This window comes from Kitasatospora cystarginea, assembly GCF_039533515.1.
GTDB lineage: Bacteria > Actinomycetota > Actinomycetes > Streptomycetales > Streptomycetaceae > Kitasatospora > Kitasatospora cystarginea.
The window spans coordinates 1-14,411 of the sequence record NZ_BAAATR010000074.1 but is presented as its reverse complement, the minus strand read 5'-3'; the positions used below and the strand labels follow the sequence as shown (position 1 = coordinate 14,411).

Genomic DNA, 14,411 nt, shown 5'->3' with positions numbered 1-14,411 from the left:
AAACAACTACGCCATCCCGCCGACGCCGGCCCCAGTCTCGCCGAACTCCTGGCCGTTCTCCTGCACTGAATCACCTGACCGCCTGCCCCGGTCACGGCGCGGCTCCGCGTGGGTCAGGGCGGTAGCCGCAGGAAGGCCGTGCAAGTGAGCAGGGGCGGCTGCGGCGAAGGGACGCCCACCTGTGTCCGCTGCCGACCACTCGCGCTGGTTCATAGGTGAACGGGCAGTGACAGGGCCGGCGAAGCATGGCGCTGTGCCGGTAGGGGGGAATCTTGGACACAACGGTCGCGGTGCCGATGTGATGGGATGACCGCGACGAGCACGGACTGGGCTTCGAAGCGGGCGAGCGGGCGCCGCGAGATCGGCTCCCTCACCCCTCCTCGGTCCGGACCTGCGGGAAGCACGGGCCAAGGCGTTCTGACGGCCGACGCCTCCTCTTCGGCACGGCACCGCGCCGGCTCAGGTGCCCATCCAGCGGACTTCCTCCCGCACGATGTCCGCCTCGTTCCGCGCCCGGGCGCCAGGCGACACGTACTGGCGGGAGAACGGAGAACTCCTCGTAGGCTGCCACCGGATCGGCGTGCGGGAAACGGCAGCCCGGCCCCGGGCCTCACCGCTGCGACAAGCCTGCGCCGTCGGCTCCGCCGGGTGGGGGCAGGGCCTCGGCGTGCAGGCACTGCTCCTGTCCGCGGCCACCCGAGGGGGAGACGGTGTCCGTGAGGGGTTGGGCAACATCCTCGTCGGTGATCTGGACGCGAAAGGCACCAGAGTCGTCGGCGTAGACCGGCCGCCCGTCTGCGGTGAGGTCCGACGTCAGGTAGACCACGATCACGGTGGGCGGACCGTGGCTGCCGGGCGCGCCGGGAAGCGTGATGCCGTATCGCCGGACCGCTGTCACGGAAAGCACCTCCGACCGTCTCGGGGCCGCCAGCCCCTCCCCAGGTCCCAGCGCCCGGGACCGGCCCCAGCTTCGCCATCATGATAGGCAGCCACCGAGACCGGCATCGTCGACGCCGGGTGCGCCCCCGGATCCGCAGCTCACGTACTGCTGGACTGGCTGGCCCTGCTGCTGAGCGTCTGCAGCCGACCCGCGGCTATGGCCGTCCGGTGTCCTACGAGTCGTACCTCCTGGCCGTGGACCGCATAGGCGACCTGCTGGACCAGGCCGGACTCGTCGTCACCGCGAGAGTGGAACAGGAGCCCGGCGGACGCGTGAGCAGACCGCACGCCTGCCTCTTGGCCCGCAAGCCCGAAACGCCCTGACGGGGGCTCGTTCCCGGGGTGAGGCCGCTCGACTGGACCGCCGACGATCACGGCGCGGGCGGTCAGACCGCCGGGTTGAGAGGACGCGCCCCAGCGGATGCCTTTCTCGCTGCGGACACGGGCGCGTTCCCGGCGCTGCGCGGCCAGGACGCTGGATGGCGTGCGTTCTGGTTGCGCCAGTGCATCGCGCCGCCGGGACGGCGTCATCGCGGCCACGCGCCGCACCCGGAGCTTCCCGCGCGAGGCGGACGGTGGTTCCGAAGCCGGCGGCGGCGCAGGCCGGGGCACCCCTGGCCGTCTCGCGCCCGTCAGCCCGCGCGCGGGCAACCCCGGGCAACCGCGGAGCTGGTACGCGTTCTGCGTGTCCGGGCCCGATCGGCCCTCTGCCTGCCATAGGCGTGCGCCACGGACATCCGGCACTGTGGGAAGGGCGGCCGGATGCCGCGACGGCGGCAGGGACACTGTTTCGGCCCCGATGCGTGGACCCTGCCGCCAACCCCTGGCAGCACGACGTGCGCGGCGGCCGGTCAGGAGCGCTGGTGGAGGACTTCGACGCGGTGGCAGAGCGCCTCTACGGGTTGCCACCGGACCGGTTCACCGCGGCCCGCAACGCGGCCACCGAGCAGGCCCGGCACGGCGGCGAGCGCGCACTCGCCGATCGCATCCGCCGCCTGCGCCGCCCCACTCAGGGCGCCTGGCTGGTCAACCTCCTCACCCGCACCGACCCCGCCGGCGTACGGCACCTGCTGGACCTCGGATGCGCTCTGCGCGAGGCCCAGGAACGGCTGGAGGGCGAGCGAATGCGCGAACTCACCGCCCAGCGCCACCGCCTGGCCGGCCAGCTCGTCGATGCCGCCCGCACAGCGGCGACCGCACGCGGCCACCGCATCGGCCAGAGCGCGCTCGCCGAGCTGGAACAGACCCTGCTGGCCGCAACCGGCAGCCAAACAGCCGCCAGCGTTCTCGCCGCCGGCCGCCTGACCGAGGCCCTGCCGCCGGCGACGACCACGGACACCCTCGCCACCCTCGCCACCCTCGCCCTCCCCAACCGCCCGGCAGCCCCGGCGGCCCCGGCACCCGCCCACAGTGCGCACCCGCCGTCCCTGCGCACCGACGACCGCGCACGACCAGCTCCACCCACACGCGCATCCGAGCAGACGGACCTTGCGGACCGGAGGTGGGCCGAGCGCCTCAACCAGGCCAGCGACGTTGACGCCCGGGCGGAGCGCGACCTCGACCTCGCACGGCAGACGGTGCAACGCCTCGACCGCGAGCTGGAGCGTCTGGCCGCCGTCCGTGAGAAAGCCACCTCGCGGGCCGAGCGGGCCGCCAGCAGGTTGCGGCAGGCCCAGGCTGAGGCCGAGCAGGCCGTGCGAGAACGGGATGATGCGGAGCGGGCGTATGTGAGGAAGCAGGGCGAGTGGGAAGACGCCCGACGGGCGGTGAAGAAGGCCGAGTGGGCCGCTGAGGCGGCGCGCCGGCAGGTGGAGGAGTTGGCGGCCAAGGCCGCCCGAAGGAATGGAGGCCGGTGAGCGATGGCGAGGCCGATCTGGACCGGGGTGCTGTCTTTCGGGCTGGTCACCCTGCCCGTGGCGCTGTACTCGGCGACCGAGTCCCACACGGTGAGTTTCCATCAGATCCAGCGCGGTACGGCGGACCGGGTGCGGACCCGGCGGGTCAACGAGCGTACCGGTGAGGAGGTGTCGTACAGCGAGATCGTGAAGGGCTACGAGCTGGCTGAGGGCGAGTACGTGATCGTGGAGCCCGAGGAACTGGAGCAGCTCTCCCCCGGCCGGTCCAGGACGATCGAGATCCGCGGGTTCGTCGACCTCGACCAGGTCGATCCGATCTTCTTCGACACCACCTACTACCTCGGTCCCAAGGGCAAGGAGTACGCCAAGATCTACGCCTTGCTGGTGAAAGCCCTGGAAGAGTCGAACAGAGCCGGAGTCTCCCTGTTCGCGATGCGCGGCAAGGAGTACCTGACCGCAGTGCAGGCCGAGAACGGGATGCTGGTCACCCACACCATGCACTTCGCCGACGAGGTCCGCGACCCCCGCCGCGAGGTCGACGACCTGCCCGCCGCCACCACCGCGGTCGGTGAGAAGGAACTCGCCGCGGCCCGGCAGCTGATCGACATGCTCGCCGTCGACTGGAACCCGGACGAGTACCACGACACCTTCGCCGAGCAGGTCCGCGAGCTCATCGAGGCCAAGGCCGCCGGCAAGGAGATCGCCGTCTCCCAAGGCCCGCAGGAGACGCCCACCAACGTGGTCGACCTGATGGACGTCCTCAACCGCAGCCTGGCCACCGCCAAGGACCGTGCCACGGCCGACCAGGAAGCCGAGGAAGCAAAGCCCTCACGCCACCGCGCCCGCAAGGCCGCACCCCGTACGAGCCGAACCCCGAAGACAGCCAGCGGGAAGAAGACCATCACCGCGAAGCGGGCGCAGCCCGCCGCTGGCGCGAAGAAGCGCACCGGGACCTCCTCCAAAGCCGAGGACCTGGGGGCGCTCACGAAGGCCGAGCTCTACAAGCGGGCCAGCGATCTCGACATCCCCCAGCGCTCCACCATGAACCGTGACCAGCTCCAGCACGCCCTCGAACGCGCCCAGCGCCCCCGAGGCCGTCGTCTACGCACCGCATCGTGAAGCTGTTCATCCGTGGCGCCGAGCGTCGGCGAGGGAACGCAGCTGGGCCTGGTCGTGCAGTTCGCGGATGACCAGCAGGCGCTCGCCGCGTTGGAGAAGCAGGCTCTGGGTGAGGTCGCGGCCGGCCCACCCAGGAGCGGCTCGGCGGGCTCAGCTGGGCTGGCGCTGCCGGTTCAGCGCATGGGCGATCCCGCCGTGGTGAGCTGGTCCATGGTGAGGTCGGCTCGTGTGAGCAGGACACGCGGACGGTGACGGTACCGGCCGAATTCGGGCTTCTGCCCGCCTGCGGCTCTACTACAGGTCTTATGGGCGTTCGCCGCGCCCGGCTCGGCACTGCTGAGCGCCGGTCACTCCGGCACGCCGGGGGTGACAACGAGGCTTTTGATCAGGGCCACCGTCTGCGCGGCGGTCAGCTGGCCGTGCTCGGACCCGACCGACCAGCACAGCATGATGAGCAGCTGGAGCATGGCGGTGTGGCGGACGTCGGCGGGTGCTTCTTGCCAGACCAGGTGCGCGGCCTGCGTGCCGATGCTGCGGTGCCGGGCCTGGAGTTCGAGAACCAGGGCGGTGACCGCGTCGGGCGTGGTTCGGGCGATCTGCCGCAGGCGGTCCACGCCGGCTTCCTCGGGAAGGCCGTAGACGGGGCGGGAGGAGAGCGGTCCCAGGCACACCAGGGCGGCTTCCCACAGTGCGTGGTCGCCGCGGCGCTGCAGCTCGGCCAGCAGCAGCAGCCCGTGCTCTGGTGCGCTGGTGCGGACGGTGGCGTCGGCGGCCTCGTAGACCAGGTCTTCGACTGGCAGCTGGGTCACGGCGTCCGGTGCCAGGGATCCGGCCGGGTGGTGGAGGGGCTGCGGGTGCTGATCGCTCACGCTGCGACCGTACTGCGCGGACGGTGGGGCGGGGGTGGTGGCCGTGGCGTCAGCGGTGGCGGTGGTCGTTCGGGGCGAGTCTGGGGCCGTAGCGCGGGGCACGGGCACCGGTGAGGCGGATGAGTCGGCACACGCGGTGGCGGTGTGGGGCGAAGGGGGCGAGCAGTTCCAGCATCTGTTCGTCGCTGGACCGGGCCCGGCCGGTGAGGGCGTACCCGACGTGGTTGGCGAGGTGGAAGTCGCCGACGGAGACGGCGTCGGCGTCGCCGTTGGATCTCTGGAGGGTCTCGGCTGCGGTCCAGATCCCGATTCCCGGCACGGAGGTCAGCCGGGCGAAGGCCGCCTCGCTGTTCATGGCGGCGGCTTCTTCGAGGCGGGGAGCGAGCCGGACGGCGCGTAGCACCGTGCTGGAGCGTTTGGGGTCGACGCCGGCTTTGTGCCATTCCCAGCTCGGGATCGCCGCCCACTGGGCTGCGGAGGGGATGACCCGCAGCGTGGGGTGTGGTCCGGGTGCTGGGGTGCCGAAGTGGCGCAGGAGGTAGCGGTAGCCGCGGAAGGCCTCGGTGACGGTGACTTTCTGCTCCAGGATCGCGGGGATGAGGGAGTCCATGACCAGACCGGTCGCGCCGAGGCGCAGGCCGGGGTTGCGGCGCTGGACCTCGCGCAGCGGGCCGGGCGGCAGCACGAGCTGGTCGGGGTCGTCGTCGGCGCCGAGCAGGGTGGGCAGCCGGTCCAGGAGCCAGTCGGCGGCCGGTCCCCACGCCGTGGCGGTGATCTCGGCGGTCTGGGGGTGGGTGGTGATCCGGATGGTGCCGGTGCCAGCCGGGGTGCGGAACGCTCGCCACAGTCCGCCCGCTTCCCATGAGGCTGTCGGGTCGCCGGCGCCTCGGGAGATGGGGCCGAGAATGTGATCGAGGTCGACGGTGAAGGCGGGCTGCCAGGTGCGCCGCGCGCCGTCCATGTCTCTTCACCACCGGGTCGGTCTGCTGTCCGTGCCTGCGCGCGGGCGATGCCGAACACTACGCGACGGCAGAGGGTGATCGGAAACCTGTGTCGGGGCAGCGGCGCAGCGTGTTCGATTCGCCTGTGCAGGTGAGAGCCGACTTTCGTTCGAATCCGCGTTCGCTCAAGCGTTCGAAAGCTCCGCCGAACGCTGGGAGCGGACCTGTTCGAGCTGACCGGCAGTCCAGGCCTGGTGCTGGGGTGCGCTGCCGGAGACGTACTGCAGGTCGCCGGCGACGGGGCGTTCGAGGTGACCGAGCGTGGGGCTAACGTCTGCGTCCAGGCATACCACGGAGGCCCCTTCTCACCCGAGGAGCTGGCTGGACCCTGGCGGCTGGTCTCACCGTTCTGAATGGGTTGGCCGAGGCACCGGCGGACCGACGGTTCATCGTGGGGACGGTCGCCCGTGAAGTCGGACTCCCCGTCATCGAGCGAGCCATGAACGATTGGGCCGCAAGTGTGGATAACGCCGAGTGGTGGTTCGGGAACGCCGACTGAGCGGGGCGCACGGCAGGGCAGCACAAGGTCACGCCTGCAGCGGCGACGGAGTGAGTGGGCTTCTCGCAGAGATACCTCGTCGAAGCCGAGCAATTCGCGCGTGACGATGATGGCTTCGAGGACACCGGATCCCCGCTCACGTACCAAGTCCATCCCGCCATCACCACTCAGCAGTGGGAGGCACTCCTCGACCAGTGCAGTCAGGTGAGCGGCCCGGGATGGGGTGAGGCCACGGATGTACTCGAACACGTCGATCTCGCCTTCAGCAACCAGCCGATGGGTCTGTACTCGCTGCACCACGGTCTCGGCATCTCACTCTCCAGCCAGCTCGCCGAGGATCTCGCTGTAGTGGCGACGCCGTTCAGTCAACGCTTGGGCGACCTCGTCGTCATTGGTCTCGTTCATCTGCCCGAGATGCCCCAGGAGGTTGTCCCGCTGCGGGTGCTTCGAGCTGCTGACGTACTCGACAGTTCGGGCCACCCCGGCGCTGAGCAGCAGGCGGTGCGGCAGTCCGCACCAGGTATCGAAACTCCGACAGATGGCGTTCCACAGGAGCCAGACGTCCTCGATCCGGCGTTCCTCGGCGACCATCAGGGCTGCGAGCTCGATGCTGTGGCTGAAGCCCCAGGAATGCCGGTGGCGCTCGGTCTCCTGGACCAGAAGGTACCTGGCGAAGTCCCCGATGCCGGGTTCGGGCGTGAGCATCAGGGCTTCGAGGACCTGTTGTCGGTCCTCCCAACGGATGTCGACGGGCAGACCGTCATCATCGTGCCGTCCGTCGAACTCCAGAAGCTCCCACCGTTCCGGGTCCTCGCACCACCAGGCCAGGTCGGGTATCGCGGGACGGCTCATCGGTGGTGCTTCCGTTCAACTGCGGGAGTACTGGTTCGAAGGCTTCGGGCCAGATGCAGAGGTTCCCACCTGGCACGGGCCCGTGGAGTGCATCGCCACAGTTTCGCGCTTGCCCTGAGGAATCCGCCATCGGATTCGGGCGGACCTACCCCGCCATAGATCTGGACTAGCTCACGAATCCCAGGTCAGCGCTCTGCCACACACCAGGCGCGGCCGGAACCTACACCTGCTCCTCGCGCGCGGCGCCATCACCCGGCGCGGGCCGCGCACCCCCATCACCGGCACCGCCTGCTGGGACCTCGGCGAACTGGCCGACCTGCGCTCCGACAAGGGCCTGGACGCGGTCGCCGCCCGCCTCGCCCAGCGGCTGCCGCACCCCGCCGGCGCAGCGGTGCGGCCCGAGGTGATGCCGACCGGCGCGCGCCGCCACCCCTGGGCCGACCTCCAGACCCCGGGCGAGCGCTCCCCCTCCCCGCGCCGCCTCGTCCACGCGAGCCCCGGTTCTCCGGGCTGAGCTGCGTCTCATGAAGCATCAGCGAATTTGGGCGACAGGACGGCGGGTTTCCTGGACGATGACGGCCGATGGCGAGCGGGACGACGTGATGGTGAACGGGATGACGGTGACGGGAATGTCGTTGGAGGCGCTGGACTCCGTGGCGTGGGACGAGCTTGAGACGGCGCATCCGCGCGAGCCGGTCGAGGACATACCGCGGGCGCTGCGCCTGCTCGCGTTGGCGGGGGCGGGGGCGACGGAGGAGAACTGCTATCCGCTCTACTCCCTCGTCACCAGGGACGGGGGGCGGACGCCGTCCGCAGCGGCAGCCGCCCTGCCGTTCGTCATTGCGCTCGCCGCCGACCCGGCCATGGGCGCGCGGGTCGCCCTCGTCGAGCTGCTGGTGGCCATGCAGGCACCGGCCCTGACGGACGAGGACTGGACGGGAGCGTGGGCCCTGCTCGCGGATTCGGAGCCGACGGTGCGGCGGGCGGCGATACCCCTGGCTGCCGGGCTCGTAAGGCTCCTGGAGCGATGGCGGGTGGAGACGGTCCCGACGGTGCGGCTCCCGCTGCTGCTCGCCCTCGGTGAGGCCGCATCCGGGGAGGCCAGGGTCGATAGGATCGGCGACGCTTTCGATGAGGCGCGGGCGGTGCTGGCAAACGTGCTGGCCGGGGACGACCCGGTGTTGTGGGTCGCGGCCGTCCACGCCTCGGCGGGACTCGACCGAGAGCTACCCGTCCGGCAGATGGACCGGCTGATCGAGGTGTTCTCCGATCCCGCGCACCGACCGCGGTTCGAAGAGGTCTGGTACACCCCGGATGTCGACGGTCCCTGGACCCGCGAGGACCTTGTCCGGTCGACGGCCTGGATGCTCGCGCACGACCCCGACGCGGAACTCTCCTTCGCCGTCCGGCTGGTCGAGACGGCGGACCGCACCAAAGACGCCGCGCTCTGCCGGGAGGCACTGGACCTGGCGTGGCGGCTCCTCACCGAGCGGCGTTCCGTGGAAGCCGCCTTGCTGCCGCTGGCGGGCGGGCTGCTGACCCATCCGGACGGCGCCGTCCGGCTCAGGGCGGCAAACATGCTCGCGGTGCTGGGTCCGGCGGCGGCCCCGTACGCCGACCGGCTCGCCGAACTGCTCGACGACAACGCGGCCGACGAATACCTCGACGGAACGGTCGGCGAAATCGCCCGCTGGGCACTGGCCCGTACCGGTGACCCGCGCGCCCTTCCGGGCCTGATCGAGCAGCTCCGCGCGCAAGAGGAGGAGCAGGGCCGCGGCTACGTCATCGGTGATCCGAGGCGGCCGGACATCAAGGACGTGCTGATCCCGCTCCGGGCGCACGCGGACGTCCTGCTGCCCTCGATGCGGGAGACGATCCGGCAGGGCGGAGCCCGAGGTGGTGCGACCCGCGGGTTCCTTGAGGTGTTGGAAGCATGGGGTGAGGACGCATTGCCGGCCCTGCCCGATCTCCTCCCGCTGCTGGCCGACACCTGGACCGCACTCCATGTGGTCGCTGTGCTCGCGGCAATGGGCCCGGCTGCCGCCTCCGCCGTACCGGCCCTTCACGCCTGCGAGGTATTCGACTCCCCGGGTAACCACCACGCGGTCGCCTCGGCCGCCGTGCGCATCGGCGGTGACCGCGCGGCGGCGCTGCAGTTCTTCGGCGACGCGGTCCTGGCGGCCGCGGAACCCTGGCACGGGCCGATCGGCGCCCTGGCCGAGTTCGGCCTCGACGCGGCACCTTACGCGGACCGGGTCCGGATCGCCATGGAGAACAGCACGCACTGGCCGAGGCTCACCGCGGCGATCACGCTCTGGGCGATCACGGGCCAGGCCGAACCGAGCATGCAGGTCCTGGAGGAGTTCGTGCTGCCGATCGCCGACGGCGGTGACGGCTTCGGGTTCTTGCGCGAGGCGCTCCAAGCCCTGATCGGAATGGGCGAGGTCAGCCCGGCGATCCGGGCCGCGCTGCTGGCCGTACGGCAGTCGGAGCGCCGCCTGTCCGCGGAAGGGGGATACCCGATGATCCTCCGCGACAAGGAACTGCGCGACCTGGTCGAGCACGCCCTCGCGTGCGCGGGACCTTGCTCAGGCGAGACATGCTGAACCGTCTGGTGAGCCCCGGGAGCGCCGGATGATCACTGTCGTCACCACGCGGGTGCTGTACCTGCGCTTCCACCCCCCGACCGGCCGGGCGCCGCAGGAGGCCGAGTACGAGCGGATCCTGGACCTGCGGTGAGCGCGGCTAGATCCTCCCAGCCGCCCTCGCCGACGCACCCCGACCCGCGCCGTGCCGGGGGCCGCTGGGACCGTTGATCGAGTGCAGCTCCAGGTAGCGGTCCGCCATCAGCACGAAGACGTCTTCCAGCTGCTCGCCGTTCGCGCGGCACCAGCGCACGATCGCACGGCGCAGCACAGCACGCCGGTCCGGGCCCCGCTTGATTCCCGGGCGCAGCTCGCTGCGGGCCTGCCGGTGGGCTTCCTCGACGTACTCGGTCGGGATGACGTCGTGGTCGAGGGCGAGGTCGAGCGCGTACTCGTACGGGTAGCGCTCGGACGAACGGTGGCCCGGGCAGGTTGGCGATGGACTCGGCGATGCTGGTCACCCGTCAACCGTGGCATGTCTCAAGGGTGTTGGCATGCCGGAGCGCGCCTGCGGGTCAGCGAGGTGGAGCGGCCTATGGGTGGTCGTGTGTCGGCTGGAGCCGCGTGGTTCTGCTGAGTGCGGGGTGGGGTGGAGTCGCGGGCGGGGCCGTACGGGTGGGTCCGGCTGTCAGTGACAGCGGACGAGGACCTTGAGGACTTCTCGGGCGTCGTGCCGGCGATGGGGAGTGCGTGCGGTTACGCCGACCACGGTGTGTCCGGCGGCGAGGCCTTCCAGGATCGGTCCGTAAGTGCCGGCGATGCTGCTGCCGGCGCCATGGGCGAGGACGAGGCCGGGGCCGGAGCCCATGACGGTGCGGACGTAGGTCGCCTCGGGCAGGGTGCCCTCGGACATGAGGAGTTCCATTCTTCGAGGCTGTAGCGGGTCAGGTGGTGCGGTGTTCGGACCAGGAGCGGAGCTGCTCCAGGGCGGGCAACAGGGCGCGGCCGTCTGGGGTGAGGGTGTAGGTGGCGGGGCCGGGCGGGAGCTGGTGGTGGGTGACGAGTCCGGCGTCGATGAGTTCGCGCAGCCGGTCGGCGAGCATCCTGGTGCTGATGCGGTCGATGGCGGCGCGTAGTTCGCCGAACCGCGCGGGTAGCGCACGGCGGTAGCACCGAGCGCGGTGACGCGCTCCAGGTCTCGCTTGGAGGCAGTGCCGCTGACGCTGCCCGCCCCGGTCGTCGCGGCCGCCGCCGAGCTCCTCGCCGACCGGGTGACCGACCCGGACCCGGTCACCCGGGACGCGGTCGCCGCCGTATTGGCCCGGCTCAACGCCGCTCTCGCGCGGAGGCAGCACCCATGCGGGCGGCCAGCACGTAGTCGGCCCGGGCTGCGCCCTGCCTGCTGCGGCTCTCGACGACCGCGGCATCGAGCGGCACCGAAAGCGCAAGCTCGGCCCATACGACCTCGCCGTCCTCCGTGCGATCGCAGCCCCACCGGTCGGCCAGCGCCTCGACCATCAGCATGCCCCGGCCCGCGAGCGCCTGGGTCGCCCACTCTGGTCACTATCCGGGGCAGCTCCTCGGCCTGGTCCTCGGCCTCGAACCGCAGCCGGTCACCGCCCGGCTCCAGGGCGAGCACCGCCCGAAATCGGGCCGAGCCGGCGTGGCGGGCGGCGTTGGCCAGCAGTTCGCCGGCGATGGCGACCAGGGGCCCGGTCGAGCAGCCGGCCCTTCGAGGCCACGCCCGACGCGCAGCCCGCGGGCAGCTGAGCGACCGGCTACAGAACGGCGCGGGCTCCAGGGTCCAGGGTGAGTTCGCCGTCGTCGGCGTCGTAGCCGAACAGCTCCGCGTAGCGGCCCAGTCGATGGCGATGTCCAGCTGGCGGCGGGCCTCCTCGGCGGTGAAGCCCCGGCGCAGGAGGTCGACAAAGAGGTCCTCGCGGAGCTTGCGGTCTTCGGTGGCGGCGAGGGCCTGGACCAGTTGGGCGTCGAGGTCGAGAGCATCGAGCAGGTCACCGCCGCCACCACCCGCCTCCAGGAAACCCGTCTGGCCACCTTCGAAGAGAACGGCACCTCCTGCTACTACTCGCTCCAGGACAACGTCCGGGTCACGGCCCCGCATGGAACCCCTGGGAGGTCTACGTCGGCTCGTAGACACCCTGGACAAGGCCGCCGCCACGCCGGAGGCCCGCTGCGGCACCATCACCTGCTGCACCCCGATGAGCAGGCCGTCGACCCCCGTCAGACTCCAGCCGAAGCCCCAGCGCCGGATGCTCCTGCGCCAGCTGATCACTGCACCCGACACAGCCGTATGGCCGGGTAGCCCGACTCCAGGCCATACGGTTGAGTTGAACGAGGCGGCGGCAAGTTCCGCCGGGGATGCTCTCCCACGCACTCGCCCCCGAGCGTCAGCTCGGCTGATCCTCCACACGACGAAGGTGTACGGATGAACAGCGGCGATGCGGACAGGGCCCGCGAGCGGCTGAAGGCAGCGGCCGACAGACTGGCAACGGACGCCGCGATGCTGGCGACGGCGTCAGCCCCCGCCCGCGAGGCTGGCCTGGCCGCGCGGGTCGCCGATCTGCGCCGCGCCGTAGTGACGGCGGGGCGGGCCGGCATCCCCTATGAGCTGATCGCCCACGACAGCCACATGGACCTCGAAACCATCGAACGGTGGATCACGCTGGATGACCTGGGCCCCCGTCACCGTCCTCCCGAGGACGGTCCCCGCATCACGCGAGCCTGAGGCATGATGTGCGGGCTATGCCCGTCACCGCCGCTCGGCGACTTGTCCGGGCCGCGGTGTTCGCCGCGGCGGGGCGGCGGGTTTGACGATTCTCAGCGAAGATTGACCCACCCCGGTTCCTCGCCGAGGGCACGTCAGTCCACCTACTTCGGATTGGCCTTGGCGACACTGGTCCTGGTGGCGCTACGGTGCCCGACATGCACCTCTACGTCGTCGACGCCTTCACCGATCGTCCCTTCTCCGGGAACCCGGCTGCTGTGTGCCTACTGCCGGCCGGACCGTGGCCGGACGCCACGTGGATGCAGCGGATCGCGACCGAGATGAACCACTCCGAGACTGCGTTCGCCCTTCCGCTGTCCGCTTCGACCGAGGCCGACTGGGCCATCCGGTGGTTCACCCCGCGAGTCGAGGGCGACCTGTGCGGCCACGCCACGCTCGCCACCGCGCACGCGCTACGCACTGCGAAGGGCCTCGTCGGAGCCGTTCGGTTCCTGAGCCGTAACCACGGCGTTCTCGTCACCCACGCCGACGCGGAGGGCACCATCACGCTCGACTTTCCGGCGGCCCCCGGCACCGCGGTGCCCATGCCGGACGAGCTCCACAAAGCCCTGGGAGCCGTCCCCGAGACCGCCTTCCGCTCCGACGGCCTCGGCGACCTGCTCGCGGTCTTCCCAGATGAGGCTACGGTCCGGGCTCTCACGCCGAACCTCGACGCCGTCGCCGACCTGACAAACCGCGAGGGCCTGCGCGGCGTCATCGTCACGGCCCCCGCCACCGAGATTGACCTGGGCCACGACTTCGTCTCCCGTTTCTTCGCACCGGCCCGGGGCATCCCCGAGGACCCGGTGACCGGCAGCGCCCACACCACGCTCGCCCCGTACTGGTCGGCACGACTCGGCCGCGAGGAGCTCACAGGCCTCCAGGTGTCCGCACGCAGCGGCCTGGTACGCACCGCTGTGAGCGGCGACCGCGTCCACCTCACCGGGAATGCCGTCACGGTCTTGGATGGTGCCCTGCACGTCTGACGACCCAAGGACGGGAAGCGAAGCGGAACCTGTCAAGGCGATCAAGGCAGGTGATGTTGCCTAATTTTGGGTCTGGAACTCCTTCTCGGCGGCGTGCTCGGAGGGCCTGTTGATCCAAGCCTGTTCGGGTATGGCGGGTGGTTCGGGGAACTTGCGTACGAAGCGTTCGGGGTGCTGGTTGTAGGCGTCGGCGAGGACCTTGGCCCGCAGGTCGCGCACCAGCTCGGCCTCGCCGTGGTGGACGTCGTAGGGCGTGTGATAGCCGATGCCGCTGTGTCGGTGCTCGAAGTGGTACCAGTGGAAGAACTCCGCGCACCACTGCCGGGCGTGCGGCAGGGAGCCGAACCGGTCCGGGTAGTCGAACCGGTACTTGATCGTCTTGTACTGGGCCTCCGAGTACGGGTTGTCGTTGGAGATCTTCGGCCTGGAGTGCGACCTGGTGACGCCGAGATCGGCCATCAGGACGGCGACCGACTTGGCGGTCTGGATCGCTCCCCGGTCCGAATGGATCGTCAACGTGTTCCGGTTGACGCCGTGTTTGGCGACGGTGTCCTCGATGAACTGCTTCGCGAGTTCCTCGCTCCCGTGGGCGGTGACCATCCAGCCCACGGTGTACCGGCTGTAGATGTCGATCATCGTGTAGAGGCAGTAGAAGACCCGCTTGTGCGGGCCTCGCAGCCTGGTGACGTCCCAGGACCACACCCGGTTGGGGGCGTCCGCCATCAACTCGGGTTTCTTGCGCGGCGGGTGGGCCGCCTGCCGGCGCCGTTCTCGGACCTCGCCCCGCTCGCGCAAGATCCTGTACATCGTGGATTCCGAGCACTGAAGTTCCACCCTGCAGTTGGACACTGTCCGTTTACGCCGCCAAGGCGTGACCCTGCTGGTGTCGTTGTCGGGTCTCGAGTGGGGTGAGGTAGCCC

At 70.7% G+C, this 14,411-nt stretch carries 16 protein-coding genes; 7 read left to right on the top strand and 9 right to left on the bottom strand.

Annotated elements, in window-relative coordinates; genetic code table 11:
- Positions 1 to 610: 610 nt before the first annotated feature.
- Complete coding sequence (locus ABD369_RS38425; protein ID WP_344641289.1) at positions 611 to 898, bottom strand: DUF6296 family protein; 288 nt, start codon at positions 896 to 898, stop codon at positions 611 to 613.
- A 209-nt stretch (positions 899 to 1,107) separates the two neighbouring features.
- Here ABD369_RS38425 and ABD369_RS38420 point away from each other — a divergent pair, with 209 nt between their 5' ends.
- From ABD369_RS38420 to ABD369_RS38400, 4 genes are all read left to right on the top strand, one after another.
- Entirely contained in the window at positions 1,108 to 1,263 is a 156-nt protein-coding gene (locus ABD369_RS38420) for a hypothetical protein (RefSeq protein WP_344641290.1), read from the top strand.
- A gap of 539 nt (positions 1,264 to 1,802) precedes the next feature.
- Entirely contained in the window at positions 1,803 to 2,795 is a 993-nt protein-coding gene (locus ABD369_RS38410) for a hypothetical protein (RefSeq protein WP_344641288.1), read from the top strand.
- A gap of 3 nt (positions 2,796 to 2,798) precedes the next feature.
- Positions 2,799 to 3,914, top strand: a complete 1,116-nt coding sequence (gene ku / locus ABD369_RS38405) for a non-homologous end joining protein Ku (RefSeq protein WP_344641287.1) — start codon at positions 2,799 to 2,801, stop codon at positions 3,912 to 3,914.
- Positions 3,915 to 3,926: 12 nt separating this feature from the next.
- A complete protein-coding gene (locus ABD369_RS38400; protein WP_344641286.1) occupies positions 3,927 to 4,166 on the top strand; it encodes a hypothetical protein in 240 nt (79 codons plus the stop codon).
- 95 nt (positions 4,167 to 4,261) lie between these two features.
- Here ABD369_RS38400 and ABD369_RS38395 read toward each other — a convergent pair whose 3' ends face one another.
- The 3 genes from ABD369_RS38395 to ABD369_RS38385 form a co-directional block, all read right to left on the bottom strand.
- The gene (locus tag ABD369_RS38395) at positions 4,262 to 4,783 is read right to left on the bottom strand and encodes a hypothetical protein (protein WP_344641285.1); all 522 of its coding nucleotides are present in this window, start codon (positions 4,781 to 4,783) and stop codon (positions 4,262 to 4,264) included.
- A gap of 49 nt (positions 4,784 to 4,832) precedes the next feature.
- The gene (locus ABD369_RS38390) at positions 4,833 to 5,744 is read right to left on the bottom strand and encodes a DNA-3-methyladenine glycosylase family protein (RefSeq protein WP_344641284.1); all 912 of its coding nucleotides are present in this window, start codon (positions 5,742 to 5,744) and stop codon (positions 4,833 to 4,835) included.
- 851 nt (positions 5,745 to 6,595) lie between these two features.
- Positions 6,596 to 7,135, bottom strand: coding sequence for a hypothetical protein (locus ABD369_RS38385; protein ID WP_344641283.1), 540 nt, complete (start codon positions 7,133 to 7,135; stop codon positions 6,596 to 6,598).
- Between the two features lie 572 nt (positions 7,136 to 7,707).
- Here ABD369_RS38385 and ABD369_RS38380 point away from each other — a divergent pair.
- Positions 7,708 to 9,741, top strand: coding sequence for a hypothetical protein (locus ABD369_RS38380; protein WP_344641282.1), 2,034 nt, complete (start codon positions 7,708 to 7,710; stop codon positions 9,739 to 9,741).
- Between the two features lie 139 nt (positions 9,742 to 9,880).
- On the opposite strand, the gene ABD369_RS38375 is transcribed toward ABD369_RS38380, so the two are convergent.
- The 4 genes from ABD369_RS38375 to ABD369_RS38360 form a co-directional block, all read right to left on the bottom strand.
- Positions 9,881 to 10,051 (bottom strand): hypothetical protein, encoded by a 171-nt coding sequence (locus ABD369_RS38375; protein WP_344641281.1) that lies wholly within the window; start codon positions 10,049 to 10,051, stop codon positions 9,881 to 9,883.
- A gap of 357 nt (positions 10,052 to 10,408) precedes the next feature.
- The gene (locus ABD369_RS38370) at positions 10,409 to 10,645 is read right to left on the bottom strand and encodes a hypothetical protein (RefSeq protein ID WP_344641280.1); all 237 of its coding nucleotides are present in this window, start codon (positions 10,643 to 10,645) and stop codon (positions 10,409 to 10,411) included.
- 19 nt (positions 10,646 to 10,664) lie between these two features.
- Positions 10,665 to 11,075, bottom strand: a complete 411-nt coding sequence (locus ABD369_RS38365; protein WP_344641279.1) for a winged helix-turn-helix transcriptional regulator — start codon at positions 11,073 to 11,075, stop codon at positions 10,665 to 10,667.
- On the bottom strand, positions 11,047 to 11,244 hold the full coding sequence (locus ABD369_RS38360) for an ATP-binding protein (RefSeq protein ID WP_344641278.1): 198 nt from the start codon (positions 11,242 to 11,244) through the stop codon (positions 11,047 to 11,049). The genes ABD369_RS38365 and ABD369_RS38360 overlap by 29 nt, the downstream gene beginning before the upstream one ends.
- A 922-nt stretch (positions 11,245 to 12,166) precedes the next feature.
- On the opposite strand from ABD369_RS38360, the gene ABD369_RS38350 reads away from it, so the two are divergent.
- Entirely contained in the window at positions 12,167 to 12,466 is a 300-nt protein-coding gene (locus ABD369_RS38350) for a hypothetical protein (RefSeq protein ID WP_344641277.1), read from the top strand.
- A gap of 197 nt (positions 12,467 to 12,663) precedes the next feature.
- Positions 12,664 to 13,491, top strand: a complete 828-nt coding sequence (locus ABD369_RS38345; RefSeq protein ID WP_344641276.1) for a PhzF family phenazine biosynthesis protein — start codon at positions 12,664 to 12,666, stop codon at positions 13,489 to 13,491.
- Positions 13,492 to 13,551: 60 nt separating this feature from the next.
- Here the strand turns inward: ABD369_RS38345 and ABD369_RS38340 are convergent, their stop codons facing one another.
- Positions 13,552 to 14,298 (bottom strand): DDE-type integrase/transposase/recombinase, encoded by a 747-nt coding sequence (locus tag ABD369_RS38340; protein WP_344641275.1) that lies wholly within the window; start codon positions 14,296 to 14,298, stop codon positions 13,552 to 13,554.
- Positions 14,299 to 14,411 lie beyond the last annotated feature (113 nt).

What these genes read in the sequence shown, in the direction of transcription:
- ABD369_RS38345 (WP_344641276.1), top strand. Translation starts at nt 12,664, where the DNA reads ATGCACCTCTACGTCGTCGACGCCTTCACCGATCGTCCCTTCTCCGGG.
- ABD369_RS38390 (WP_344641284.1), bottom strand. Translation starts at nt 5,744, where the DNA reads ATGGACGGCGCGCGGCGCACCTGGCAGCCCGCCTTCACCGTCGACCTC.
- ABD369_RS38385 (WP_344641283.1), bottom strand. Translation starts at nt 7,135, where the DNA reads ATGAGCCGTCCCGCGATACCCGACCTGGCCTGGTGGTGCGAGGACCCG.
- ABD369_RS38360 (WP_344641278.1), bottom strand. Translation starts at nt 11,244, where the DNA reads ATGCTGATGGTCGAGGCGCTGGCCGACCGGTGGGGCTGCGATCGCACG.
- ku (WP_344641287.1), top strand. Translation starts at nt 2,799, where the DNA reads ATGGCGAGGCCGATCTGGACCGGGGTGCTGTCTTTCGGGCTGGTCACC.
- ABD369_RS38350 (WP_344641277.1), top strand. Translation starts at nt 12,167, where the DNA reads ATGAACAGCGGCGATGCGGACAGGGCCCGCGAGCGGCTGAAGGCAGCG.
- ABD369_RS38370 (WP_344641280.1), bottom strand. Translation starts at nt 10,645, where the DNA reads ATGGAACTCCTCATGTCCGAGGGCACCCTGCCCGAGGCGACCTACGTC.
- ABD369_RS38380 (WP_344641282.1), top strand. Translation starts at nt 7,708, where the DNA reads ATGACGGCCGATGGCGAGCGGGACGACGTGATGGTGAACGGGATGACG.
- ABD369_RS38340 (WP_344641275.1), bottom strand. Translation starts at nt 14,298, where the DNA reads ATGTACAGGATCTTGCGCGAGCGGGGCGAGGTCCGAGAACGGCGCCGG.